Annotated in this window: 19 protein-coding genes; 17 read left to right on the forward strand and 2 right to left on the reverse strand. The window is 67.5% G+C overall.

Annotation, left to right across the window (positions count from 1 at the left end; all coding sequences use genetic code 11):
* From mrdA to C1922_RS15105, 5 genes are all read left to right on the forward strand, one after another.
* Entirely contained in the window at positions 1-2,091 is a 2,091-nt protein-coding gene (mrdA, locus tag C1922_RS15085) for a penicillin-binding protein 2 (RefSeq protein WP_108750499.1), read from the forward strand.
* A complete protein-coding gene (gene rodA, locus C1922_RS15090) occupies positions 2,088-3,200 on the forward strand; it encodes a rod shape-determining protein RodA (RefSeq protein WP_108750500.1) in 1,113 nt (370 codons plus the stop codon). Before mrdA ends, rodA begins: the two co-directional genes overlap by 4 nt.
* A gap of 780 nt (positions 3,201-3,980) precedes the next feature.
* Complete coding sequence (mltB, locus tag C1922_RS15095) at positions 3,981-5,126, forward strand: lytic murein transglycosylase B (protein WP_108750501.1); 1,146 nt, start codon at positions 3,981-3,983, stop codon at positions 5,124-5,126.
* Positions 5,123-6,376 carry a septal ring lytic transglycosylase RlpA family protein gene (locus tag C1922_RS15100; protein ID WP_108750502.1) on the forward strand — a complete coding sequence of 418 codons (1,254 nt, stop codon included), beginning with the start codon at positions 5,123-5,125 and terminating at the stop codon, positions 6,374-6,376. The genes mltB and C1922_RS15100 overlap by 4 nt, the downstream gene beginning before the upstream one ends.
* A 99-nt stretch (positions 6,377-6,475) precedes the next feature.
* Positions 6,476-7,693: a D-alanyl-D-alanine carboxypeptidase family protein gene (locus tag C1922_RS15105; protein WP_108750503.1), complete on the forward strand. Its 1,218-nt coding sequence runs from the start codon at positions 6,476-6,478 to the stop codon at positions 7,691-7,693.
* Positions 7,694-7,814: 121 nt separating this feature from the next.
* Here C1922_RS15105 and C1922_RS15110 read toward each other — a convergent pair whose 3' ends face one another.
* Positions 7,815-8,888 (reverse strand): lipid A deacylase LpxR family protein, encoded by a 1,074-nt coding sequence (locus C1922_RS15110; protein WP_108750504.1) that lies wholly within the window; start codon positions 8,886-8,888, stop codon positions 7,815-7,817.
* Between the two features lie 341 nt (positions 8,889-9,229).
* Between C1922_RS15110 and C1922_RS15115 the strand changes: the two genes are divergently transcribed.
* The 8 genes from C1922_RS15115 to gnd all read left to right on the forward strand — a co-directional run bounded on the left by C1922_RS15115 (position 9,230) and on the right by gnd (position 17,816).
* The gene (locus C1922_RS15115; RefSeq protein WP_108750505.1) at positions 9,230-10,222 is read left to right on the forward strand and encodes a CsgG/HfaB family protein; all 993 of its coding nucleotides are present in this window, start codon (positions 9,230-9,232) and stop codon (positions 10,220-10,222) included.
* A 169-nt stretch (positions 10,223-10,391) separates the two neighbouring features.
* A complete protein-coding gene (locus C1922_RS15120) occupies positions 10,392-10,670 on the forward strand; it encodes a DUF493 family protein (RefSeq protein WP_108750506.1) in 279 nt (92 codons plus the stop codon).
* On the forward strand, positions 10,658-11,368 hold the full coding sequence (gene lipB / locus C1922_RS15125; RefSeq protein ID WP_108750507.1) for a lipoyl(octanoyl) transferase LipB: 711 nt from the start codon (positions 10,658-10,660) through the stop codon (positions 11,366-11,368). The genes C1922_RS15120 and lipB overlap by 13 nt, the downstream gene beginning before the upstream one ends.
* An 18-nt stretch (positions 11,369-11,386) precedes the next feature.
* Positions 11,387-12,397, forward strand: coding sequence for a lipoyl synthase (gene lipA / locus C1922_RS15130; RefSeq protein ID WP_108750508.1), 1,011 nt, complete (start codon positions 11,387-11,389; stop codon positions 12,395-12,397).
* Positions 12,398-12,625: 228 nt separating this feature from the next.
* The gene (locus C1922_RS15135) at positions 12,626-14,803 is read left to right on the forward strand and encodes a carboxy terminal-processing peptidase (RefSeq protein ID WP_108750509.1); all 2,178 of its coding nucleotides are present in this window, start codon (positions 12,626-12,628) and stop codon (positions 14,801-14,803) included.
* A 178-nt stretch (positions 14,804-14,981) separates the two neighbouring features.
* A complete protein-coding gene (locus C1922_RS15140) occupies positions 14,982-15,641 on the forward strand; it encodes a DUF2242 domain-containing protein (protein WP_108750510.1) in 660 nt (219 codons plus the stop codon).
* A 2-nt stretch (positions 15,642-15,643) separates the two neighbouring features.
* A complete protein-coding gene (locus C1922_RS15145; RefSeq protein WP_234413337.1) occupies positions 15,644-16,900 on the forward strand; it encodes a hypothetical protein in 1,257 nt (418 codons plus the stop codon).
* 10 nt (positions 16,901-16,910) lie between these two features.
* Positions 16,911-17,816, forward strand: coding sequence for a phosphogluconate dehydrogenase (NAD(+)-dependent, decarboxylating) (gene gnd / locus C1922_RS15150; protein WP_108750511.1), 906 nt, complete (start codon positions 16,911-16,913; stop codon positions 17,814-17,816).
* Positions 17,817-18,181: 365 nt separating this feature from the next.
* On the opposite strand, the gene C1922_RS15155 is transcribed toward gnd, so the two are convergent.
* Positions 18,182-19,225, reverse strand: coding sequence for an oxidoreductase (locus tag C1922_RS15155; RefSeq protein WP_108750512.1), 1,044 nt, complete (start codon positions 19,223-19,225; stop codon positions 18,182-18,184).
* Between the two features lie 170 nt (positions 19,226-19,395).
* On the opposite strand from C1922_RS15155, the gene C1922_RS15160 reads away from it, so the two are divergent.
* From C1922_RS15160 to C1922_RS15175, 4 genes are all read left to right on the forward strand, one after another.
* Positions 19,396-19,782, forward strand: coding sequence for a BON domain-containing protein (locus C1922_RS15160; protein WP_108750513.1), 387 nt, complete (start codon positions 19,396-19,398; stop codon positions 19,780-19,782).
* A gap of 127 nt (positions 19,783-19,909) precedes the next feature.
* Positions 19,910-21,727 (forward strand): ATP-binding protein, encoded by a 1,818-nt coding sequence (locus C1922_RS15165; protein WP_108750514.1) that lies wholly within the window; start codon positions 19,910-19,912, stop codon positions 21,725-21,727.
* Positions 21,724-22,164, forward strand: a complete 441-nt coding sequence (locus C1922_RS15170; protein ID WP_108750515.1) for a response regulator — start codon at positions 21,724-21,726, stop codon at positions 22,162-22,164. Before C1922_RS15165 ends, C1922_RS15170 begins: the two co-directional genes overlap by 4 nt.
* Positions 22,165-22,168: 4 nt before the next feature.
* Positions 22,169-23,680, forward strand: coding sequence for an ATP-binding protein (locus tag C1922_RS15175; RefSeq protein WP_108750516.1), 1,512 nt, complete (start codon positions 22,169-22,171; stop codon positions 23,678-23,680).
* The last annotated feature ends 15 nt before the right edge of the window (positions 23,681-23,695 follow it).

Raw genomic sequence — 23,695 nt, forward strand, 5'->3', positions numbered from 1 at the left:
ATGATTCCGCGCCGGCAGGTGAAGAACCCGCACGCTGAAGCCGAACAGTTCCGCCGCCGCGCGGCGCTGGGCTTCCTGGGCGTGCTGGTCTGTCTGCTCGGACTGGGCGGCTGGTACTTCAAGCTGCAGGTGCTGGACCACGACATCTACGCCACGCGTTCGGAAGCCAACCGCATCAAACCGCGGCCGGTGGTGCCCGGGCGCGGCATGATCTACGACCGCAATGGCCGCCTGCTGGCCGAGAACGTGCCGGCCTTCCGCCTGGACGTGACCCCGGACAAGGTGAAGGACATGGACGCCACTCTGGAAGGGCTGGCAAAGATCATCAGCATCAGCCCGGAAGAGCTGGAAGCGTTCAACAAATCGCGCAAGGCGCGCCGCAAGTTCCTGCCGGTCACCCTGAAGCTGCGCATGACCGACGAGGAAATGGCCCGGTTCGCAGTGGACCGCTGGCGCTTCCCCGGCGTGGAGCTGGAACCCTACCTGACCCGCCGCTACCCCTATGGCGACCTGTTCGCACACATCATCGGCTACGTCGGCCGGGTGGACGACAAGGATCTGGAAATGCTGGGCGAGGGCAATGCGGCCCTGACCCACATCGGCAAGTCCGGCCTGGAGCGCTATTACGAGCACGAGCTGCGCGGCAAGGTCGGCTACGAGCAGGTGGAAACCAACGTGCAGGGGCGGGCCATCCGCACCATCGGTCGGGTGGCCGCGCAGTCCGGTGCCGATCTGCGCCTGTCCATCGATGCCGACCTGCAGCGCGCCATGGTCGCCGCCTTCGGCGAGCAGGAAGGCTCGGCCGTGGCGATGGACCCGCGTACCGGCGAAGTGCTGGCGATGGTCAGCCTGCCGTCCTACGACCCGAACCTGTTCGTCAACGGCATTTCCCATGCCGACTTCAAGGCGCTGAACGAGAACCCGTCGCGGCCGCAGTTCAACCGCCTGGTGCTGGGCGGCGTGGCCCCCGGTTCCACCCTGAAGCCGTTGATCGGCCTGGCCGGCCTGGATTCGGGCGTGCGCCGTCCTGAAGACAAGGTGCTGTCCACCGGCATGTTCTACCTGCCTGGCACCAGCCGCGGCTGGGGCGATTCGCATCGCGGCGGACATGGCTGGACCGACCTGCGCAAGTCGATCGCGCAGTCGGTGAACACCTACTACTACAAGCTGGCGCTGGACCTGGGCATCGAGCGCTTCGACCATTACATGGAGTACTACGGCTTCGGCGCGCCGACCGGCATCGACCTGACCGGCGAGATCGGCGGCATCCTGCCGTCGCCGGCCTACAAGGCCAAGAGCCGCAAGGAGCGCTGGTACCCCGGCGATACGGTGAACATTAGCATCGGCCAGGGCGACTGGAAGGTCACCCCGCTGCAGCTGGCGCGCGGCGTCAGCGCGTTGGCCGACGGCCAGCTGCGCACCCCGCACCTGGTCATGCAGCAGCGCGCCGGCTTCGATCACGACTGGGTGACCACCGAAGCCGGGCCGAGCAAGCCGGTCAGCCCCAACCCGAACAACGTGCAGGCCGTGCGCGAAGGCATGATGGCCACCATGCAGCCCGGCGGCAGCGCCGCGCGCATGGCCGTCGGCGCGCCGTACAGCATGGCCGGCAAGACCGGTACCGCGCAGGTGATCAGCCGCAAGGGCACCGCGGCGGTGAACCCCAAGAGCCTGCCCATGCACCTGCGCCACCGCGCGCTGTTCGTGGGTTTCGCGCCGGCCGAACAGCCGGTGATCGCCTTGGCCATTGCTGTGGAAGGCGGCGGCTACGGTGGTTCGGCCGCGGCGCCGATCGCGCGCAAGATCTTCGATGCCTGGCTGCTGGGCAAGATGCCCGAAGGCATGCAGCCGCTGGACAGCGAGCGTGGCACCACCGCCATCGGCACCACCGCCTTCGACAACGAAGACGTGAACGCGCGCCCGGCCGGCGATGCTGCCGCCGCGCTGCTGGCCGAACGGCCGGTGCTGGTGGGCGTGCCTGCTCCCGCGCCTGCACCCGAGCCTGCGCCTGCGCCTGCACCGCTGCCACCTGCAGCGGCGGCCGCCGCCCCCAGCGCGCCGCGCCCCCCTGCCGCCGAGGCTTCGCGATGAGAGTGTTCCTGCGCTGGGCCGGCGACATGCTGCGCCGCTTCTTCAGCACCCTGGACTGGGTGCTGTGCCTGGCCCTGGGCGCCTTGATGGCCATTGGCCTGGCCACGTTGAAGAGCGCCGGTGGCGACACCCTGGTGATGGCGCAGGGCGCGCGCTTCGTGGTCGGCCTGGCCGCCCTGTGGGGAATTTCGCGCGTGCCGATCCTGCGCATCCGCTCGGCCACGCCGATGATCTATGCCATCTCGATGATTCCGCTGCTGGCGGTGTTCGTGCTGGGCACCGGCAAGTACGGGCGGCAGTGGCTGGACCTGAAGTTCTTCTACTTGCAGCCGGCCGAACTGCTGAAGGTCAGCCTGCCGATGATGGTGGCCTGGTACCTGCACAAGATGCCGTTGCCGCCGCGCTTCAACACGGTGTTGATGGCGCTGGTGATCATCGGCGTGCCTACCGGCCTGGTGATGCTGCAGCCCGACTTCGGCACCGGCGTGCTGATCGCGGCCAGTGGCGTGTTCGTGCTGCTGCTGGCCGGCCTGCCGTGGTGGTGGGTGGGGCTGGGCGTGGGCGGCGTGGCCGCGGTGGCGCCGGTGGCCTGGTTCTGGCTGCTGCGGCCGTACCAGAAGGACCGCATCATGATGTTTCTGGACCCGGAAATGGACGCCCTGGGCGCCGGCTGGAACATCATCCAGTCGAAGATCGCGATCGGTTCCGGCGGCTTCGATGGCAAGGGCTGGGGCGAAGGCTCGCAGTCGCACCTGAACTTCATTCCCGAGCAGACCACCGACTTCGCGTTCTCGGTACTGAGCGAGGAATTCGGCTGGATCGGCGTGGCCACCGTGCTGGCGCTGTACCTGGTGGTGATCGGGCGCTGCCTGTGGATCGCCAGCCAGTCGCGCGATTCCTATTCGCGCCTGCTGGCCGGGGCTACTGGCCTGGCGTTCTTCGTGTACGTGCTGGTGAACGGCGGCATGATCTCCGGCCTGCTGCCGGTGGTGGGCGTACCGATGCCGCTGATCAGCTACGGCGGCACCTCCGCCGTATCGCTGCTGGCCGGCTTCGGCCTGGTCATGGCCGTGCGCAGCCACAACCCCGTGCACGGCGGCTACGGCTGACAACCCTGGGGTCGGATCCCTCTCCCCGGGAAATGGGATCTGACGCTGATGCATGATGCCGGCGCTCGACTGCGCTTTTGCCCTTGTAGAGTCGGGCTTGCTCGACTCTACGAACAGCCAAACGCGTTGGTCTTACGGGATTGCAAGCCCGTGCCCCCCGTTGTCGGTGGCCCCCGCATGTTTGGCACGCCGCGTCCGCCGCACCAATGAGGAAAGATTGAAGTCGAGTTCGTCAGACGTTCGTAGAGCGATCCGTCCGGAGAGGCAATAGCGACGCGGCGCGCCGCCCGAAACCGCCGCCATTCCCCGGCGTTCGCCACCTGAATCTGCGCAAACCCATTTCTGTAAGCGTTTGCGTAACCCCACGTGAACGCTCAGTCACTGACCAAGTGCCAATAAAAGTGCGGGGAAAGTCACACTTTGACGCGATGTTGATCTTGATCAATAGACTTGTCGCATTCGGCCTGCACAATGGCGGCCCGTTCGGCACGGCGCGCCATCACTGACGCAGCGCGAGGGGCGCCGGGCGGGAAAGCAGTACTGGTCCAACGGGTACAGGGAGCGCGGAGCACTGCCACTGGGGAGCGGCAGCCGCGCAGGTACCGACCGGATCCGGTCGCCGGTTGCGTCTGCGGGGATGGGGACGCAACCGGCCACCTCTGTTTCTGAATGCGGCAGGTCACTCACATCATTTTCACAAAAGCGTCTGCCTGCAGGCAAATCGTTGTGATTCATGGTGTTAGGGGTTTTAATTCATCCATGACCTGCTAACCTGCGGTGATGATTCGACGCACTCTGGCCTGCATGCTCACCCTCGGCCTGGTCGCCTGCGCGACCCAGCCGACGTCCCCACCGTCGTCTCCGCAGGCCAGCAGTTCGCCGCGCCACCCGGCCAGCAAGCCGCAGGGCCCGGCCGAAGCCGCGCCGGAAGTTGCCGCCAGCACCGCGCCGCCGGTGGATCTGACCCCAGTGCCGTTCGAAACCGCGCGCGCCAACTTCATTGCCGATACCGCCAAGCGTTACGGTTTGGCACCGCAGCAGATCAGCGCCGTGCTGGACCAGGCGCAGGTGCGCCAGCCCATCATTGCCGCCATGGCCCGCCCGGCCGAACGGGTGAAGCCGTGGAACGAATACCGGCCGATGTTCATCAGCAAGGCGCGCATCGACGGCGGCCGTGCGTTCCTGGCCGAACACCGAGCCGAACTGGACCGCGTGCAGCAGCGCACCGGCGTGCCGGCCGAAGTGATCGTGGCGATCATCGGCGTGGAAACCAGCTACGGCAAGAACGCCGGCAACCATCGCGTGCTGGATGCGCTGTACACCCTGGCCTTCTATTACCCGCGCAGCGGCGACCCGGCCAAGCTGGAACGCGAAGTGCGCCGCGAACTGTTCTTCCGCGACGAACTGGCCAAGCTGTTCGAGCTGGGCCGCGAAGAAAAGCTGGACATCACCACGCTCAAGGGCAGCTACGCCGGGGCGATGGGCATGGGCCAGTTCATGCCGTCCAGCTATCTGGACTACGCGGTGGACGGCAACGGCGATGGCCGCCGTGATCTGTTCACCAGCTACGACGATGTGTTCTCGTCCATCGCCAATTACTTCGTGAAGAAGGGCGGCTGGGTGCGCGGCGGCCCCGTCGTGGTGCCGGCCACGCTGGCGCCGGGCCGCGAGGAGTTCAATCCCACCGAGTGGATGCCCACCTGGTCGCTGGCCGACCTGGCGCAGCGTGGCTACCAGCCCAGCGCGCCGGTCCCGGCGGGCGCCACCGCAACGCCCATCACTCTGGAAGGCAGCACCGGCAAGCAGTACTGGCTGGGCTTCCAGAACTACTACGCCATTACCCGCTACAACCTTTCGAAGATGTACGCGATGGCCGTGCACCAGTTGTCGCAGGCCATTGCCGGACAGGAGCTGCCCCCGGCATGAACATCAGATGGCTGGTTCCCGCACTGGCAGTACTCGCACTTGCCGCGTGCAGCAGCGCGCCGAACAAGCCCAGCGCCGGCCACGGCGGCAAGGTGCCGGGCACGGTGGTGCAGGGCAAGGGCGGGCGTCCGGCGCACTGCCCGGACGGTTCGCCCTATGCGGCGGCCACCGAAGACCTGAGCACGCGCGGCAACTACACCGCCGGCGGCTTGTACAAGCCCGGTGTGAAAGACAGCACGCCCAGCTACGTGCCCAACGTGGCCTGCATTCCCGAGCCGGAAGTGACCGCGGTCGAACGCTCGACCATCGGCAACAAATCGCCGTATGTGGTGCTGGGCAAGTCGTACAAGGTGCTGGACGACACCCATGACTACGTCGAGCGCGGTACCGCGTCGTACTACGGCGCCAAGTTCCATGGCCGCCTGACCTCCAACCGCGAGGTCTACGACATGTACCAGTTCACCGCCGCACACAAGACGCTGCCGCTGCCCAGCTTCGCCCGCGTGACCAACCTGGACAACGGCGAATCGGTGATCGTGCGCGTCAACGATCGTGGCCCGTTCCATGATGGTCGCGTGGTGGACCTGAGCTATGCCGCCGCCGTGCGCCTGGGCATCACCCAGCGTGGCACCGGCAATGTGGAAGTGCGTGCGCTGCAGCCCGGCGAAGGCAACCTGTTGGCGCAGAAGCCGTCGCGCCGTGAGCGCCGTGCCGCCGAAGCCGCTGCCGCCACGGCGGTGGCCTCGGCACGCCCTACAGCCGTGGCGCGCAGCACGCCGGCCAGCGATATCGACCGCCTGGTGCAGCGCCTGCCTGCCGATGCCATGCCCGCACGTGGCCAGCCGGCCACCACCCAGGCCGCCAGCAGCACCCTGCCGGACGTGGCAGTGAGCGCGCTGCCGCCCAGCGCCCCGGCGCCGCGTGCGCCGGTGGCCGTGGCTGCCGTCGCCCCGCGCGCAGCTGCCGCCCCGGCACGCAGCACGCCGGCCCCCACGCCCACGCTGTCGCAGCAGGTGGTGGGTGCGGTGATGGTGCAGGTGGCCAGCTTTTCCAGCCGCGACAACGCCACCCGTGCCATGGGCCAGCTGAACGCGGCCGGCATCGTCGGCGCCACCATCAGCGACATCGCCGCCGGCGGCCGCACCCTGTTCCGCCTGCGCGTACCCGCCACCGACCATGCCAGCGCCGCGGAACTTGTCGGCCGCATCGCCGGTCTGGGCCTGGGCGCACCGCAGATCGTCAAAGACTGATTCGACCGGGGCCGGTGCTGCCGGCCTCCGCCCCGTCGGCCTTACAATGGCCGCTTCGTACCACCCTCCATCCTGGCCGTCCCTGGAGCCTGCTGTCCCATGAATTTCCGTTCCGCCGCCACTGCCCTGGCCGCCACCCTGGTGGTCGGTCTGGCTTCCGCCCAGACCCCCCTGCCGACCCCGGCCGCCCCGGCACCTGCCGCCGCCGCTGCGCCGGCCACCGTGGCCACGCCGCCGGCCCCGGTGCCGACTGTTTCCAAGGCGTGGGTCCTGATGGATTACGCCACCGGCCAGGTGCTGGCCGGCGAGAACGTGCACGAAGAACTGGCCCCGGCCAGCATCACCAAGGTCATGACCTCCTATGTCATCGCCGCCGAGGTCAAGAACGGCAAGGTGCGTGCGGATGACCAGGTGATGATGAGCGAGCGCGCCTGGCGCGAAGGCGGCGCGGGCACCGACGGCAGCTACAGCGGCTTCCCGGTGAACCAGACCGCGCGCCTGGAAGACATGGAAAAGGGCATGGCGATCCAGTCGGGCAACGACGCCGCCATCGCCCTGGCCGAACACGTGGCCGGCAGCGAGGAAGCCTTTGCTTCGCTGATGAACAGCTACGCCGCCAAGATCGGCATGAAGAACTCGCACTTCGTGAACGCCCACGGCCTGACCGCCGAAGGCCACCACAGCACCGCCTACGACCTGGCCCTGCTGGGCCGGGCGATGGTGCGCGACTACCCGGAAACCTACGCTTACAACAAGATCAAGGAATTCCAGGTCGGCAACATCAAGCAGCCCAACCGCAACCTGCTGTTGTGGCGCGATGGCAGCGTGGACGGCATCAAGACCGGCCACACCTCCGAAGCCGGCTACTGCCTGATGAGCTCGGCGCAGCGCGGCGACCAGCGCCTGATCGCGGTGGTGCTGGGTGGTTCGTCGGAAAAGCAGCGCGCCGATGACAGCCTGGCCCTGCTGAACTGGGGCTTCCGCTTCTTCGAAACCCACCGCCTGTACGAGCCGGGCAAGGCCGTGGCCGAGCACAAGGTCTGGAAGGGCACCACCGACAAGGTGCAGCTGGGCGTGGCCCAGCCGATGCTGGTGAGCGTGCCGCGCGGCCGCTACAACGACCTGAAGCCGAGCATCGACGTGCCCAAGACCCTGGAAGCACCGTTCACCGCTGGCCAGCAGATCGGCACCGTGAAGGTCACCCTGGACGGCAAGGTGGTGGCGGAAGCCCCGCTGGTGGCCGTGGCGGCTGTTGAACAGGCCGGCTTCTTCAAGCGCCTGTGGGACAGCTTCTGGATGTGGTGGGAATCGGAGTGATCCACGCACCTGCGTGGTGAATGAAAAGGCCGGCGAAAGCCGGCCTTTTCATTCTGTAGAGTCGAGCCATGCTCGACTGATGGTGAAGGCAGTCGAGCATGGCTCGACTCTACAACCGCAGTTACAGCGAGCGGCTGATGGTGAAGCTGCCGAACACCGGCGCTTCGCGCTGGCCGTCGAACTCGCGGGTGCTGTGGTAACGGGCCAGGGCGAACTTCCAGCGCCCCTTCATCACCGCCAGGCCGTAGCCGCCCAGCGCCACGAAGTTGCGCTTGTCTACGCTGTGGCTGTTGCGGAAGGTGTTGCCGTCCAGGGTGATATCGCGGATCACCCATGAGGCATCGGTGGTGGCGAACAGGTGCCACGACCAGCCGGCCGGGCGGCCGCCGCGGGTCGGTGCGGTGTTTTCGCCGGCCGGGCGCAGCGGGGTGCTGCCGAAGTCGTCGGGCAGCTTCCAACCAAAGCGCACTTCGGCGCCGGCATTGGCGTGGGTGGCCAGGTTGCCGATCGCACCGCCGTAGTGGGTGATCGCATCCCAGCCCCAGCCGCCGGCATTTTCAGTGGCATCGCCCGGCCAGCGGCGCATGCGCTCGTGGGTCAGCATGAACACCGGTTCGTTGTGCAGCTGGTTGTCCCAGCCCTGGAATTTCTCGTCTCCCAGCAGCTCGTGCACGGCGTTCTGCACCTGCTTGCCCTGTGCCCACGGGCCGACCACGCCCAGCGCCAGCTGGGTGGTCTGCAGACGGTCGCCGCGGCGCGCGTTGTAGCCGAAGCTGGCGATCAGCACGCCGGCATAGGGGCGATCGTCCTCGATCAGGTCCTTCCGGGTGAAATCGGTGGGGGTGAAGATGCCCTGGGCCAGGCTGAAGATCATGTTCTGCTGCTCGAACTCACCGGGGTGCAGCCGTTCCAGGTGCCGGTTTACCCAGCGCGCCAGCTTCGGCAGGCAGGGGTCGTCGGTGTAGTCCACCAGGTTGGGCGAGACCAGGGTGAGCTGGGCGCCGTTGGTGTAGCCCTGGTCCTGGTCCTTGCCACCGAACAGGTCGTTGTCCACGCGGAAGTTCACCTGCGGCGGGTGATCGCGCATGGCATCCGGGCCGCACTGTTCAGCGGCCTGGGCGGCAAGGGGGAGGGTGGCAGCGAGCAGACCCGACAGCCCGAGGGCTGCGAGGCGGTGTTGGGAAGGGGAGCTCATCGGGTGCGGGTTCTTTTGTCGTTTTATGCCGCGACACGGTACATCCAGGCAGCGGCCAACACGACCACATGACGCTCACATGTCTGTTCCGAAAACAACGTTGTCCCACTGGCACAGCCAGGCGTGGCGGGGGCGCGGCGCCGGCGGCGTGCTGGCAGGGGGCGTGGGCCACGTGTGTCGTCATCGGCATTGGCAGTCAGCTGCGGTTGTGGCGTGCGGCGGAGGCATGCCATACCTCCTGCGCCGGCGCCTGAGGGGGGCGTCGCAACGGATCGGGGTCCTGGACCCTTTCTCAACCCATGGAGTGTGCTTCGCCCTCGGCGAGGTGCTGGATGACTCAAATGAAAAAATCGAATTCGCTCCCCCCGGCGTTGGCCTGCGCGCTGCTGGGCGCTGTGCTGGTGGCGGTCAGTGCTCCGGCGTCGGCCGGCCTGCGCGACAGTTTCAAGAACAGCCGTACCTCTGCCCAGCAGCAGAGCAAGAAGGGCCAGGCCGAGATTCCGGTCTGCACCAAGCCGCTCGGTTCCATCTCGGTGATCGAATCGGAATACGCGGTGAACTGGTGGACCGGCCAGCAGCTGCCGGCGCCTTCGAAGCTGATCAAGGTGTTCGTCAACAAGTCCAAGTGCTTCACCCTGGTCGACCGTGGCGCCGGCATGGCCGCGGCCCAGGCCGAGCGCGCGCTGGCCAGCCAAGGCCAGCTGCGCGGGCGCTCCAACATCGGCAAAGGCCAGATCCGTGCCGCCGACTACGTTCTGGTGCCGGACCTGATCTCGCAGAACAGCAACGCTGGCGGCAGTGCCATCGGTGGCCTGGTGGGCGGCCTGATCGGCGGCAAGGCCGGCTCGGTCGTCAGTGGCCTGAACTTCCGCAGGAAGACCGCCGATGTGACCCTGACCCTGACCGATGTGCGTTCCTCCGAGCAGGTCGCCGTCGTTGAAGGGAACTCCAGGAAAACCGACCTGGGCTGGGGCGCCGGTGGCGGCCTGTTCGGCGGTGGCGGCATCGGCGCGATGGGCGTCGGCGGCTATGCCAACACCGAAATCGGCCAGGTGATCACCCTGGCCTACCTGCAGGCCTACAGCGCCATGGTGACCGAGCTGGGCGGGGTGCCGGCCAATGCCTCGGCTGCCAATGCCGGCCAGGCCGTGACCATGCTGAAGCCTGGCCGCCTGCTGGCCAACGCCAGGGGCACCGGTGCGGCGGTGCGCGCGCTGGAGCCGGGCATGCTGCTGTATCCCACCGGTGTGAAGGAAGGCACCATGTGGGAAGTGGAAGACGAAATGGGCAACAGGGGCTGGGTCAATTCCACCCTGATGGAAACCGCCAAATAAGCCACCGGCGTGCCGGCGTCGTGCCGGCACGCGTCGCCTGACGGGGCAGGCCAGGCAGGCTGGCCCCGGCAGGCATATGCGCCCCCTGCAACGCAGCGGCTCGCCGGTGCCGCTTTCGACTTTGATGAATACTCTTGGGTTTGTTGCCTTCCGGCCCGATAATGGGCCCATGGAAATCAAGTCCGACAACCCCGACCACGGCTTCCAGTTCCCCGGTCAGTTCGAGCTCAGTGCCATGGGCGCCGCCAACCGCGGCCTCGAGCACGAGCTTCCGCGCCTGTTGCAGGCCGCGGGCATCACCGTGGTGAACGAGCGCATCAGCTGGAAGCATTCGACCAACGGCAAGTATGTTTCGGTCCGCCTGGTGTTCCAGGCCGAGAACCGCGAACAGTACGACGTGGCCCATGAGGCGCTGCGTGGCCACCCGGAAGTGAAGTGGACGGTGTAGCCGCCAGCTGCCCGGCCGACGCCGCCCCCGAAAACCGCCCGGCGCGCCCGGCGGTGGTCCGTGACCTGGGCCGCCAGGCCTATGAACCGGTCTGGCGCGCCATGCAGCGCTTCACCGACCAGCGTACGGACGACGACGCCGACGAACTGTGGGTGGTCGAACACGATCCGGTGTTCACCCTGGGCCAGGCCGGCAAGGACGAACACGTGCTGGCCCCGGGCGATATTCCGGTGCTGCACGTGGACCGTGGCGGCCAGGTGACCTACCACGGCCCCGGCCAGATCGTGGTCTACCCGCTGCTGCGCCTGCCGCGGCTGGGCATCGGCGTGCGCGACTACGTGTGCCGTATCGAACAGGCCATCATCGACACCCTGGCCGACTGGAACATCGGCGCCGAGCGCCGTGAAGGTGCCCCCGGCGTGTACGTGGGTGCGGCCAAGATCGCCGCGCTGGGCATCCGCGTGCGCCGCGGCTGTACCTTCCACGGCCTGGCCTTCAACGTCTCCATGGATCTGGAACCCTTCCACCGCATCAACCCCTGCGGTTACCAGGGGCTGCAGGTGACCTCGGTGGTAGACTTGGGCGGCCCGTCCGGGATGGACGCCGTCAAGCCGGTGCTGCTGGACCATCTGGCCCGCCAGTTTGGCCTGCTGCTGCAGCCCACGCCCGAACTGCCCGATCTTTCTGCGGCCGCCTGACCGCCCCCCGGAACTGCCATGACTGAGACCACCGCCCGCACCATTCCCCTGCAGATCGTGCAGGCCGACCTGCCGACCGCCGCACCGTTGCAGGTGGGCGTGAAGCAGATGGGCGGGGACAAGATCAACCGTTCGCCGGTGCAGTTCGCCGATGCCCCGGTGCTGCGCAAGCCGTCGTGGATCCGCGTGCGCATTCCTTCGGGCAATGCCGTGCAGAACCTGAAGGCCAAGCTGCGCGAGAACCGTCTGGTGACGGTGTGCGAAGAAGCCAGCTGCCCGAACATCCATGAATGTTTCGGCCACGGCACCGCCACCTTCATGATCCTGGGCGAAGTCTGCACCCGCCGCTGCTCGTTCTGCGACGTGGCCCATGGCCGCCCCAAGCCGCCCGATGCCAACGAACCGGCCAGCCTGGGCCAGACCGTGGCCGACATGGGCCTGAAGTACGTGGTGGTGACCAGCGTCGACCGCGATGACCTGCGCGACGGCGGTGCCCAGCACTTCGTCGACTGCATCACCGCCATCCGCGAGAAGTCGCCGGGCACCCGCATCGAGGTGCTGACCCCGGACTTCCGCGGCAAGGGCCGCATGGAGCGCGCGCTGGAGATCCTGGCGCAGAACCCGCCGGACGTGTTCAACCACAACATCGAAACCGTGCCGGACCTGTACCGCAACGTGCGCCCCGGTGCCGATTACCAGTGGTCGCTGAACCTGCTGAAGAACTTCAAGGCGCAGCACCCGTCGGTGCCGACCAAGAGCGGCATCATGCTGGGCCTGGGCGAGGAATTCGAGCAGATCAAGGCCACCATGCGTGACCTGCGTGCCCACGACGTGGACATGATCACCATCGGCCAGTACCTGCAGCCGACCGCGCACCACCACCCGGTGCTGAAGTACTGGACCCCGGAAGACTACAAGGCGCTGGAAGACTACGGCTACGAACTGGGCTTCAGCCACGTGGCCTCCGGCCCGATGGTGCGCTCGTCGTACCACGCCGACGTGCAGGCCAAGGGCGCCGGCATTTCCTGAGGGTAGGTGCGAACCTTGGTTCGCACGCCTTTGACCCATCTGTCTTCTGCTGCACTCGCCGGGCCCGGCCCGGCGCAACCCCCTGCATTCACAATTTGCTACACCGGCCCGGCTAGGCTGGTTTTCCACCGATCGTGGGCGGATGACAAATCCGGCAACTTTCGGCACTGTCGTGGTGTCTGAACACCGCGCAGTCTCCCCCTTGGCAAGCCGCCCTTGAGCACGTTCATGAAATTCAAAGCCCCTGCATTCCTGATGGCCCTGGCGCTGGTAGCGCCGCTGGCGCTGGCGGCCAAGACCGATTCGCCGGCCTTGCCGGCTGCGGCCACCGCCGACCAGGTGACCACCTCCAAGCTGGTCTACGGCCTGCTGTCCGACAGCCGCTACGCCTACCGCCCGCGCGCGCTGGACGAAGCCACCGCCAAGGACGTGTTCAAGCGGTATCTGGACACCCTGGACGGCGGCAAGCAGTACTTCACCCAGGCCGACGTGACCCGCTTCGCGCCGTTCGAGGCCAATATCGCCAATGCCATCCGTGGCGGCGAGATGGAACCGGCGTTCCAGGTGTTTGCCGTCTACAAGCAGCGCGTGGGCGAGCGCGTGGCCTACGCGCGCAAGCTGCTGAAGCAGGAACCGGATTTCACCACTGACGAGCGCTTCGAGTACGACCGCAAGGACGTGCCGTGGGCCGCCAGCAGCGCTGAACTGGACGAGCTGTGGCGCAAGTCGGTGAAGAATGACTGGCTGCGCCTGAAGCTGGCCGGCAAGAAGTCCGACGACATCCGCAAGACGCTGGACAAGCGCTACGCCACGATGGAAAAGTCGGTGAACGAGCTGAAGGGCGAAGACGTCTTCCAGTTCTTCATGAACGCCTATACCAGCGCGGTCGATCCGCACACCGATTACTTCACCCCACGCACGGCCGAGAACTTCAACCAGGCCATGTCGCTGTCGCTGGAAGGCATTGGCGCGCAGCTGCAGCGCCAGGATGACGTGGTGGTGATCCGCGAGATCATCGCCGGCGGCCCGGCCGCCGTGGACGGCACCCTGAAGCCGGGCGACCGCATCGTGGGCGTGGGCCAGGGCAAGTCGGGCACCATCGAAGATGTGATCGGCTGGCGCATCGACGACGTGGTGGCCAAGATCCGTGGCGCCAAGGACACCCAGGTCAAGCTGGAATTCATTCCGGCCGAAGAGGGCGCCGACGGCAAGCACCACACCCTGGTGCTGACCCGGCAGAAGGTGCGCCTGGCCGAACAGGCCGCCAAGGGCGAAACCATGACCATTCCGGGCAAGGACGGCGAGCCCGATCGCAAGGTGGGCGTGATCAAGCTGCCGACCTTCTACCAGGACTTCGAAGGCCGCCGCCGCAACGCGACCGATTACGCCTCGGCCACCCGCGACGTGGCCAAGCTGCTGGCCGGTTTCAAGAACGACAAGCTGGACGGCGTGGTGCTGGACCTGCGCAACAACGGTGGCGGTTCGCTGGACGAAGCCATTGAACTGACCGGCCTGTTCATCGAACAGGGCCCTGTGGTGCAGGTGCGCGAATCCGGCGGCCGGGTGACCGTGAACAACGACCGCAACCAGGGCGTGGCCTGGGACGGCCCGCTGGCCGTGCTGATCAACCGCGGTTCGGCCTCGGCCTCGGAAATCTTCGCCGGCGCCATCCAGGATTACGGCCGGGGTCTGGTCATTGGTGAAACCACCTTTGGCAAGGGCACGGTGCAGAACATCGTCGACCTGGACCGTTGGCCGAGCGGCGAAACCCAGCGCTTCGGCCAGGTGAAGCTGACCATCGCCCAGTTCTTCCGCATCAGCGGCAGCAGCACCCAGCACAAGGGCGTGGTGCCCGACCTGGCCTTCCCGGCCAGCGTGGATGCCACTGAATTCGGCGAAAGCACCTACGACAATGCCTTGCCGTGGACCCGCATCGCCGCCGTGCCGCACACCCAGTACGGCAATTTCGCGCCGCTGCTGCCGAAGCTGGAAACCCGCCACGACACCCGTATCGCCACCGACAAGGAATTCCAGTGGTGGAACGAGGACGTGCAGCAGTTCCGCACCGAGGCAGAGAAGAAGTATGTGTCGCTGAACGAGGCTACCCGCCGTGCCGAGCGCGAGCGCCAGGACACCCAGCGCAAGGAGCGCCAGGTGATCCGCAAGGAACTGGGTCTGGCCCTGGACCCGCTGGCCGACGACAGCAGCGACGACGGCCTGACCGGCAACGAGCGCGACATCGTTAAGGATGCCGCCCGCGAAAAGGCCGCCGAGAAGCGCCCGGACCCGCTGCTGCGTGAATCGGCCGCGATCCTGGCCGATGCGGTGAACCTGCTGGAAACCGACCGCCCGCTGTCGGCGCAGGTGCTGCCGCAGTCCACCGGCGTGGGCCGCTGGGCCGACTGATCGCACCGCAACGTGATACCCGACGGGGCCGGCAATGCCGGCCCCGTTCTGTTTGGCGGCTGCACCGGGCCACGCCCGGCGGACGTCGATGAACCGGCAGCAACGGGCCGCCCGCCCTCGACCCGCCGCACACGGCCCCGGGTCTACCCTTGGGACTTCCGTTCTCGCAGGAGCACCCATGCGGGCCCCGCGCTTCCGTTTCCCCCTGCTGGCCATGGCTGGCACTCTGGCTCTGGCCGGCTGTGGCGGCCGCGCCGCCGACAATGCGCTGCTGCGCGAATCCTTCGATTCGGGCGATACCTTCTCGCGCACCGTCGATGGTCGCCCCGCCGAGGCCTGTGAAGCCGCCCGCCGAACCCTGCTCAGCCAGGGCTACGCGATTGCCCGCGCCGACGACGGCCAGGTGGAGGGCAACAAGAACTTCCAGCCGCGCGAAGACGACCACGAGCAACTGGTGCTGCGCATTTCCTGTGCCCCGCGTGGTGCCGACCAGGCGCTGGTGTTTGTCAGTGCCGTGCAGGACCGCTATGCGCTGAAGAAGAGCCCGACCTCGGCCAGCGTGGGCGTGGGCGCGCTGGGTTCGGTGTCGCTGCCGTTCGGCAGCAACGACGATTCCCTGGTGAAGGTCGCCAGCAGCACCATAACCGATGCCGATTTCTACCGGCGCTTCTTCCAGCGCCTGCAGCAGTACCTGCCGGCGGCTGCCGCCAAGCCCGCGCCCCCGGCGGCCAGCGCGCCGCAGCCGGCACCCTTGCCAGCCCCGCCGCTGCCCACCGAGCCTGCGCCCCCCGAACCCACTCCGGCCGACGTGCCGGCGCCGGCGGCGGCGCAGGGCTGAACGTGCGAGGGCGGGCGCTGGTGCTGGGCCTGCTGCTGGCCGGTCCGTTGGGCAGCCACGCGGCGCCCGCGGTGGACTGCACGCAGGGGCTGCTGCAACGACTGGGCTGGCGCTTTGAAACCAGTGCACTGCCGGCGCCCGACATCCACCGTGGCCCGGTGTGCCAGCGAGCCTCGCTGGCCGATGCGCAGGCCGCCGGTGATCTGCGCGTGCGCTGGCCGGCGGATCTGCCCGACAGCGCGCGGCAGGCGCTGCTGCAGCAGCTGCTGGACGACCCCACCACGGTCTGCGCGTACAGCTTCCTGCTGGGCGCGGCCACGCGCAGCGCCACCCAGGCGCTGCAGGACAACCCCGGCTTCCGGTTTTCCGGCCTGCAACTGGGCTGGATCGGCTTCGGCGCACGCGGGGCCGCGGCCCAGGGCTGGGTGCGCACGCGCAGCTTCGGTCGCGGATACGTGCCTCAGGGCAGTAACAGTGCGGCGCTGCAGGCGTTCCAGAGCGGCCGCGTGCGCGCCGAATGCGGGGTCGGCCGGCAGGTGGCGCAGCTGGCCAGCCAGCGCGCGCTGTATGGCGATGCGGCCTTCGATGCGGAGTTCAGCCCGGCCGAGCTGTCCATCGGCACCTTCCTCGGCCTGCACGCCACCGACAGCATCCTGCTGGGCGCACACGCCGGCGACTTCGTGGCCGACGGCAAGGCGGTGCGCGCGCCGGCACTGGGGCGGCAGGCGTTCGTCGGCCTGCCTGGCTTCATTGAACACGTGGGCGACAAGGCGCTGCTGGACGATCTGAACAACCAGGCCGAGAACTTCGTGGTGGTGGATGTGGGCGCCGACGCCGCGCAGGCGTTGGCCGCGCACGCCGGGTTTGCCTGGTACGACCAGCGCAACGCGCAGCTGTGGCAGTTGGCGCAGGGCATTCCGCGGGTCGGCCGACGCTACTTCGAGCGGCTGCTGTACGAACGCGATCCCGAGCTGCGGGCGCAGCTGGCGCCACGCTACCGTGCCACCCTGGAACGCATGGACCAGTTGCTGGACGATCCGTTCTACCAGCAGTTCGTGATCTATGTGCACCCACGCGGTATACGTCCCATCGGCTACCACATCGTGCGCCTGCTCGACCGGAACCCGCGTACCGCGTTTTCCATCGACCTGGCGTTGCACAATCTGCATACCACGCTCTACCGGCGTTGGCGCCAGGCGCAACTGCGTGCCTGCGCGACGACCGGCCGGCCAGGCAGCCTGACTTCCGACAACAACTGAAGGTGAAACAATGGATATTGCAATGATCGGCCTGGGCCGCATGGGCGCCAACATGGCCCAGCGCCTGCATCGCGGCGGCCACCGCGTGGTGGGTTACGACCCCGGCGAAGGTGCGCGCCAGCGTGCGGCCGAGGCCGGCCTGCAGGTGGTTGATTCGCTGGCCGCCGCGGTGGCTGCACTGCCGGTGCCACGCGTGGTGTGGCTGATGGTGCCGGCCGGTGAGACCGTGGACCAGACGCTGGGCCAGCTGACCCCGCACCTGGCCGAAGGGGACATCGTGATCGACGGTGGCAATTCCAACTACCAGGACTCGATGCGCCGCGCCAAGGCGCTGGCCGAAGATGACCTGGGCTACGTGGACTGCGGCACCAGCGGTGGCGTGTGGGGCCTGCAGGAAGGCTACAGCCTGATGGTCGGTGGCGAAGAAGCGGTGGTCGAGCAGATCGCGCCGCTGCTGCGCACGCTGGCGCCGGCCGAAGACCGTGGCTGGGGCCGTGTCGGTCCGTCCGGTGCCGGCCACTTCACCAAGATGGTCCACAACGGCATCGAATACGGAATGATGCAGGCCTATGCCGAAGGCTTCGCGCTGATGGAGCGCAAGGACGAGCTGCAGCTGGACCTGGCCCAGGTGGCCGAAGTGTGGCGCCACGGCAGCGTGGTGCGTTCGTGGCTGCTGGACCTGAGCACCGAAGCGCTGAAGCGCAACCCGTCGCTGGATGGCATCGCCCCGTACGTGGAAGATTCCGGCGAAGGCCGCTGGACGGTCGCCGAAGCCATTGCCCTGGATGTGCCGGCGCCGGTAATCACCCTGTCGCTGCTGGAACGCCTGCGCTCGCGCGAATCCAACTCGTTCACCGACCGCCTGCTGTCGGCCATGCGCAACGAGTTCGGCGGCCACGCCATCAAGAAGTCGTAAGCAATCGGGGTGGGATCCCTTTCCGCAGGAAAGGGCTCCGACCCCGCCGATTCCGATTGTTTCCACGTCATCCACGCATGGCGTGGATCTACTGGCAGATCGCGGGAAAGTGTCGAAGGCGGGGTGGGTCCGGTTGAGGGGGTGTCCGCGGCATGGGCCCGAGGCATGCCTCGGGCGGGTTGGGCAGGACGCCCAACCCCGGTCTTGCCGTGTGCGCAGGAAAGCGCACACGAGCAAGCCGCGGCCAAGCCCCCATGGACGGGTTAACGGCGTCCCCCTCAACCGGACCCACCCCGCCATACCACGGATAGCAGGCTTTTGAAGTTGCCGTTGCATTAAGCAGGTGCAGGGCGCAGCCCTGCCGGTCACCCCAGTTCGATCCGCCGCCCTTGCTGGGCGCTGTCCATGCCTGCCTGCAGCAACTGCATCACCTGCAGCGCCTGCGCCAGGCTGACCGTCGGCTCGCCGTCGCCATGCAGCGCGGCGGCGAACTGCGCGTACAGCTGCCGATAGTCGCCTGGCACGTTGTCCACCGTGCTGCGCTGCACGCTGTCGTCGGCATCGCAGCGCAGCAGTTCGCCATGCCGTGGGTCGATGCCCCAGCCCGGCGCGCCCGGCGCCACGCCACGGCGCAACTGCGCTTCCTGCACGTCCAGGCCGTACTTCACCCAGCTCGCCAATTCACCGTGCACGGCGAAACGCGGCGTCGGTGCGGCCACCAGCGAACCGGCATGCACGATGGCGCGATGGCGCGGGTAGTGCAGCACCGCGTGGAAATAATCCACGCCGCTGCCGCCGCTGCGTTGTACGGCCAGATCGGCATCGATCGCCTGCGGCCAGCCGAACAGCACCAGCATCTGGTCCAGCAGGTGTGGCCCCAGGTCGTACCACAGGCCGCTGCCGGGCCCGTCCTGCTCGCGCCAGCGATCGCGTACCTGCGGCCGGTAGCGGTCGAAGTGCGCATGGCATTCGGCCACATCGCCCAGCACGCCTTGCGCCAGCAGTGCCTGCAGAGTGAGGAAGTCAGCATCGAAGCGCCGGTTCTGGAACACGCTGACGATGCGCCCGGCATCGCGGGCCGCGGCTGCCACGGCGTTGGCTTCGGCCATGTCCAGCGCGAAGGGCTTGTCCACCAGCACGTGCTTGCCTGCGGCCAGCGCGGCCAGCGCCAGCGGCGCATGCTGCGCATTCGGGGTAGCGATCACCACCGCATCCACCGCGGGGTCATCGAACACCTGTTGCGGCGTCTCGCGCACATGCACATCGCTGAAGCTGCGCAGCAGCGTGTCGCGCTGTGAACTGACGATGCTGTGCAGGGCCAGGCCGGGTGTGTGCTGGATCAGCGGTGCATGGAACACACGTCCGGCCAGGCCGTAGCCGATCAGGGCCATTTGCAGATCGGGGCGCATGGCAGGTCTCCGGGGGGCGGGAAGGGCAGGGTAAACGAGCACGCGCGCTGCGCAAAACTGAACGGTTTGCCGTGCAATGGCGCTGATTCACGGCGGCATGACCGTGGCGCCACGCCTGCCACACATGCCGGTGCGCACACTGGCGGCACACACAGAAGGAGCACCGCACGATGAGCACCCTGACCCGCACGATGATTGCTTCGGCCCTCACCCTGGGCCTGGCCCTGTCCTCCTCTGCTGCATTCGCCAAGGACCCGGCCGCCAAGAGCCCGCCGAAGGCCGACCATTCGGCCATGACCCATGCCGATCGCCACGATTCCAACGAGCCGGTGACCGACAGCTGGATCACCACCAAGGTGAAGGCCGACCTGCTGGCCAGCAGCAATGTGCCGGGCACCGAAGTGAAGGTGGAAACGGTGAACGGCGTGGTCAGCCTGAGCGGCACGGTGGCCACCCAGGCCGAGCATGACAAGGCAGTGACCACGGCAAAGGGCATCAAGGGCGTGACCCGAGTCGACGCGGCCGCGCTGAAGGTGAACGCCGCCGCCAAGCGCTGAGGCCAGCGCCACACGCGGCAACACGACGGGGGCGTCCAACGGGCGCCCCCGTTTTTTGCAGCGCGCGGAAAACCCGGTGACCGTCTGCGCTATATTGCCGATTCCGCTGCGGTGCTGACGAGGGACTATGGCGCTGGTGTTCAGTGATGATGTCTGGGACCGCTGGCGATTGCCGGCCCTGGCCCTGGCGGCGGCTGCGATCATCGTGGTGCCGTGGCTGACCCTGCGCAAACTGCAGCAGGACAACGAGGCGGCGATGGCCTGGGTGACCCATACCCAGGCCGTAGGCGTGGCCCTGCAGCAGCTGCAGGCCGATGTGCGCGACGTGGAATCGGCCGCGCTGACCCTGTCCAAGGGCGTGGACGCGCCCGGCCTGCGCGAGCGCATGGCCAAGGCGCAGGACATTCCCGGCCGGCTGGCCGAACTGGGGCGCCTGACCCGCGACAACCCCGAACAGCTGATCCGCATCGGTCGCATCGAATCGATGCTGGATGGGCGCATGGCGCTGGCCCGCGAACTGGCCCGTGCCGAACCCAACACCGACCAGCGCGAGCTGGTGCAGGACCTGAGCACCCGCTATCCGATCCGTGGCTTGGTGGAGGAACTGCAGGCCAGCGAGCAGAAGCTGCTGGCCCAACGTGCCGAGCAGGCCAGCCGCCAGCGCCGCCAGACCGAGTTCATTTCGTGGAGTTCGCTGGCCGTGCAGTTGGCTCTGCTGGGCGTGGTGCTGTGGCTGCTGCAACGGCAGATCGGCCGCCGCCTGCAGGCCGAGCGGCAGTCGCTGCGCGCAGCCGGTCGCGCCGCGTCAGTGCTGCAGACCGTGCGCGAACCCATCGTGCTGCTGGACCGTGAACTGCGCGTGCAGCTGCACAACCCGGCATTTTCCGAGCTGTACGACCTGCAGGATGAGCGTGCCGACGGCATGCTGCTGGGCGATGTCGGCGACGGTGCGTGGAAGGATCCGGTGGTGCGCCAACGCCTGGCCGACGTGCTGCTGCGCGGCCGAGAACTGTGGGATTTCGAACACGAACAGCGCACCGCCGATGGCATGGTGCGCTACATGTTGTTGAACGCACGGCGCATGCCGCTGCCCGACAGTGACGATGAAGTGGTGCTGCTGACCATCAGTGACGTGACCGTGCAGCGGGCGGTGCAGTGGCGCGTGGAAGAACTGAACCGCCAGCTGGAAGGCAAAGTCGCGCAGGTGTCCGAGGTCAACCGCGAACTGGAAGCCTTCAGCTATTCGGTGTCGCACGATCTGCGCGCACCGCTGCGCCACGTGGCTGGCTTCTCCGACAAACTCACGCGCCACCTGGGCGACGACGCGGACGAGAAGAGCCGCCACTACCTGGACGTCATTTCCAGTTCGGCGCGGCGCATGGCCGCACTGATCGATGACCTGCTGGTCTATTCGCGGCTGGGCCGCGCGGCCATGCGCCAGCAGGCCGTGGACATGCAGTCGCTGGTGGCCGACACCCGCGCCATGCTCGATGCCAACCTGAAGACCGATGCCGAAGCCGGCGCGCCCGCGCACAGCGTCGAATGGTCCATCGCTCCGCTGCCGATCGTGGTGGCCGATGAAAACATGATGCGCCAGGTGTGGCTGAACCTGCTGGGCAACGCGGTGAAGTATTCAGGCAACCGAAACCCAGCGAAGATCCGCGTGGACTACCAGACCCAGCCCGATGGCGGTCATCAGTTCACAGTCAGCGACAATGGTGCAGGCTTCGACATGGCCTACGCGGCCAAGCTGTTCGGGGTGTTCCAGCGCCTGCACAAGGCCAGCGACTACCCCGGTACCGGTATCGGCCTGGCCAGCGTGCGCCGCGTGCTGACCCGCCACGGTGGCCGCATCTGGGCCGAAGCCGAGCCCGATGCCGGCGCCACCTTCCACTTCTACCTGCCTCCCGCGCTGGACGCGGTCAACCAAGGTCCTTCCGCATGACGACTCTGCGTACCATCCTGCTGGCCGAAGACAGCCCGGCCGACGCTGAAATGGCCATCGACGCGCTGCAGGAAGCACGCCTGGCCAACCCCATCGTTCACGTGGAAGATGGCGTGGAAGTGATGGATTACCTGCTGCGCCGCGGCGCCTTCGCCGACCGCGAGGAAGGCCTGCCGGCGGTGCTGCTGCTGGACATCAAAATGCCGCGCATGGATGGCCTGGAGGTACTGCGGCAGATCCGCGAACACGAAGAACTCAAGCGCCTGCCGGTGGTCATCCTGTCCTCCTCGCGCGAGGAAAGCGATCTGGCGCGCAGCTGGGACATGGGCGTGAATGCCTACGTGGTCAAGCCTGTGGACGTGGACCAGTTCTTCGGTGCGGTGCAGACCCTGGGCAAGTTCTGGGCGCTGATCAACCAGGCGCCGGAGCGCGAGTAAGCCCATGGTCCTGACCGCCCACGCGCTCGGCCCGCTGCGCATCCTGCTGGTGGAAGATTCGCCGGAAGATGCCGAGCTGATGTCCGAGCAGATTCTGGACGCAGGCCTGGAGGCCCGTTTCGAACGCGTGGAAAGCGCGGGCGAGCTGCGCCAGGCGCTGGCCGGATTCCTGCCCGACATCGTGCTGTCAGACCTGAGCATGCCAGGCTTTTCCGGCGATGAAGCGCTGCGCATCGTGCGCGAGAGCGCGCCGGATGTTCCCTTCATCTTCGTCTCCGGCACGATGGGCGAGGAAAATGCGGTGGAGGCGCTGCAGAAGGGCGCCAACGATTACATCATCAAGCACCAGCCGGCGCGCCTGCCGTCAGCGGTGGCGCGCGCGGTGCGCGAAGCACGCAGCGCGGTGGAACGCATGCGCGTGGAAACCGAGCTGATGCGCGCGCAGCGTCTGGAAAGCCTGTCGCTGCTGGCGGCCGGTCTGAGCCATGACCTGCGCAACATCCTGCAGCCGCTGCTGATCATGCCGGACCTGTTGAAGGCGCGTACCCAGGACCCGCAGCTGCACCACCTGGCCGATGTGATTGCCGAATGCGGACGCCGCGGCCATGAGATGGCCGAATCGATGCTGTCGTTCGTGCGCGGCTCGCGCAAACCCAGCGAACACATCCGCATCGATGATCTGTTCCAGGCGGTGGCGCTGCTGTTGCGCAGCAGCGTGCCCGACGCGGTCACCCTGGATGTCCAGGTGCTGGACGAAGGCCTGGCCGTGGACGCCAACTCCACCGAGCTGCAGCAGGTGCTGTTGAACCTGGCGTTGAATGCGATCCAGGCGATGCCCGACGGCGGCCGCCTGAGCCTGGTCGCGCGCCATGATGGCCAGCGCGAGGGCGTGGACTGGATGCGCATTGCCGTGGCCGACGAAGGCATCGGCATGGACGCAGATACGCTGTCGCATCTGTTCAATCCCTTCTTCACCACCAAGGCCGAGGGCACCGGGCTGGGCCTGATGTCGTGCAAGCGCATCGTCGAAGGCGCCGGCGGCAGCATCCAGGTCAGCAGCCAGTCGGGGCAGGGCAGCTGTTTCGAGCTGCACCTGCCCATGCACGATCGTGCCGACCGCAGCGAACCGGTGGAACAGCTGGTGGCGCTGGGCAGTGGCCAATCGATCCTGGTGGTGGATGGCGAAGCCACGCGGCTGTCGCTGCTGGGCAATGCGCTGTCCAGCCAGGGCTACCAGTTGCAGCTGGCCTCGGACGGCCCGGCGGCATTGCGCTGGATGCAGCAGGAGGCGATGCCGGCGCTGGTGATTGCCGATGCGGGATCGCGGTTGTTGCCGGCCAGCCAGTTGCTGGGCGAAATGGCGGCCTTGGGCTATCGCGGCCCGGCGCTGGTGCTGGAAGAGGCGCAGGTGGAAATACCCGCCGACGACATTCCGGAAGGCATCCAGGTGCACGTGCTGCGCAAGCCGCTGCAGATGCAGCAGGTGTTCCGCGCCGTGGCCGAAGCACTGGCCTGAGCGCAGATTGCCGGG

Origin of the sequence: Stenotrophomonas sp. ZAC14D2_NAIMI4_7 (assembly GCF_003086675.1) — a bacterium.
Taxonomy (GTDB): Bacteria; Pseudomonadota; Gammaproteobacteria; order Xanthomonadales; family Xanthomonadaceae; genus Stenotrophomonas.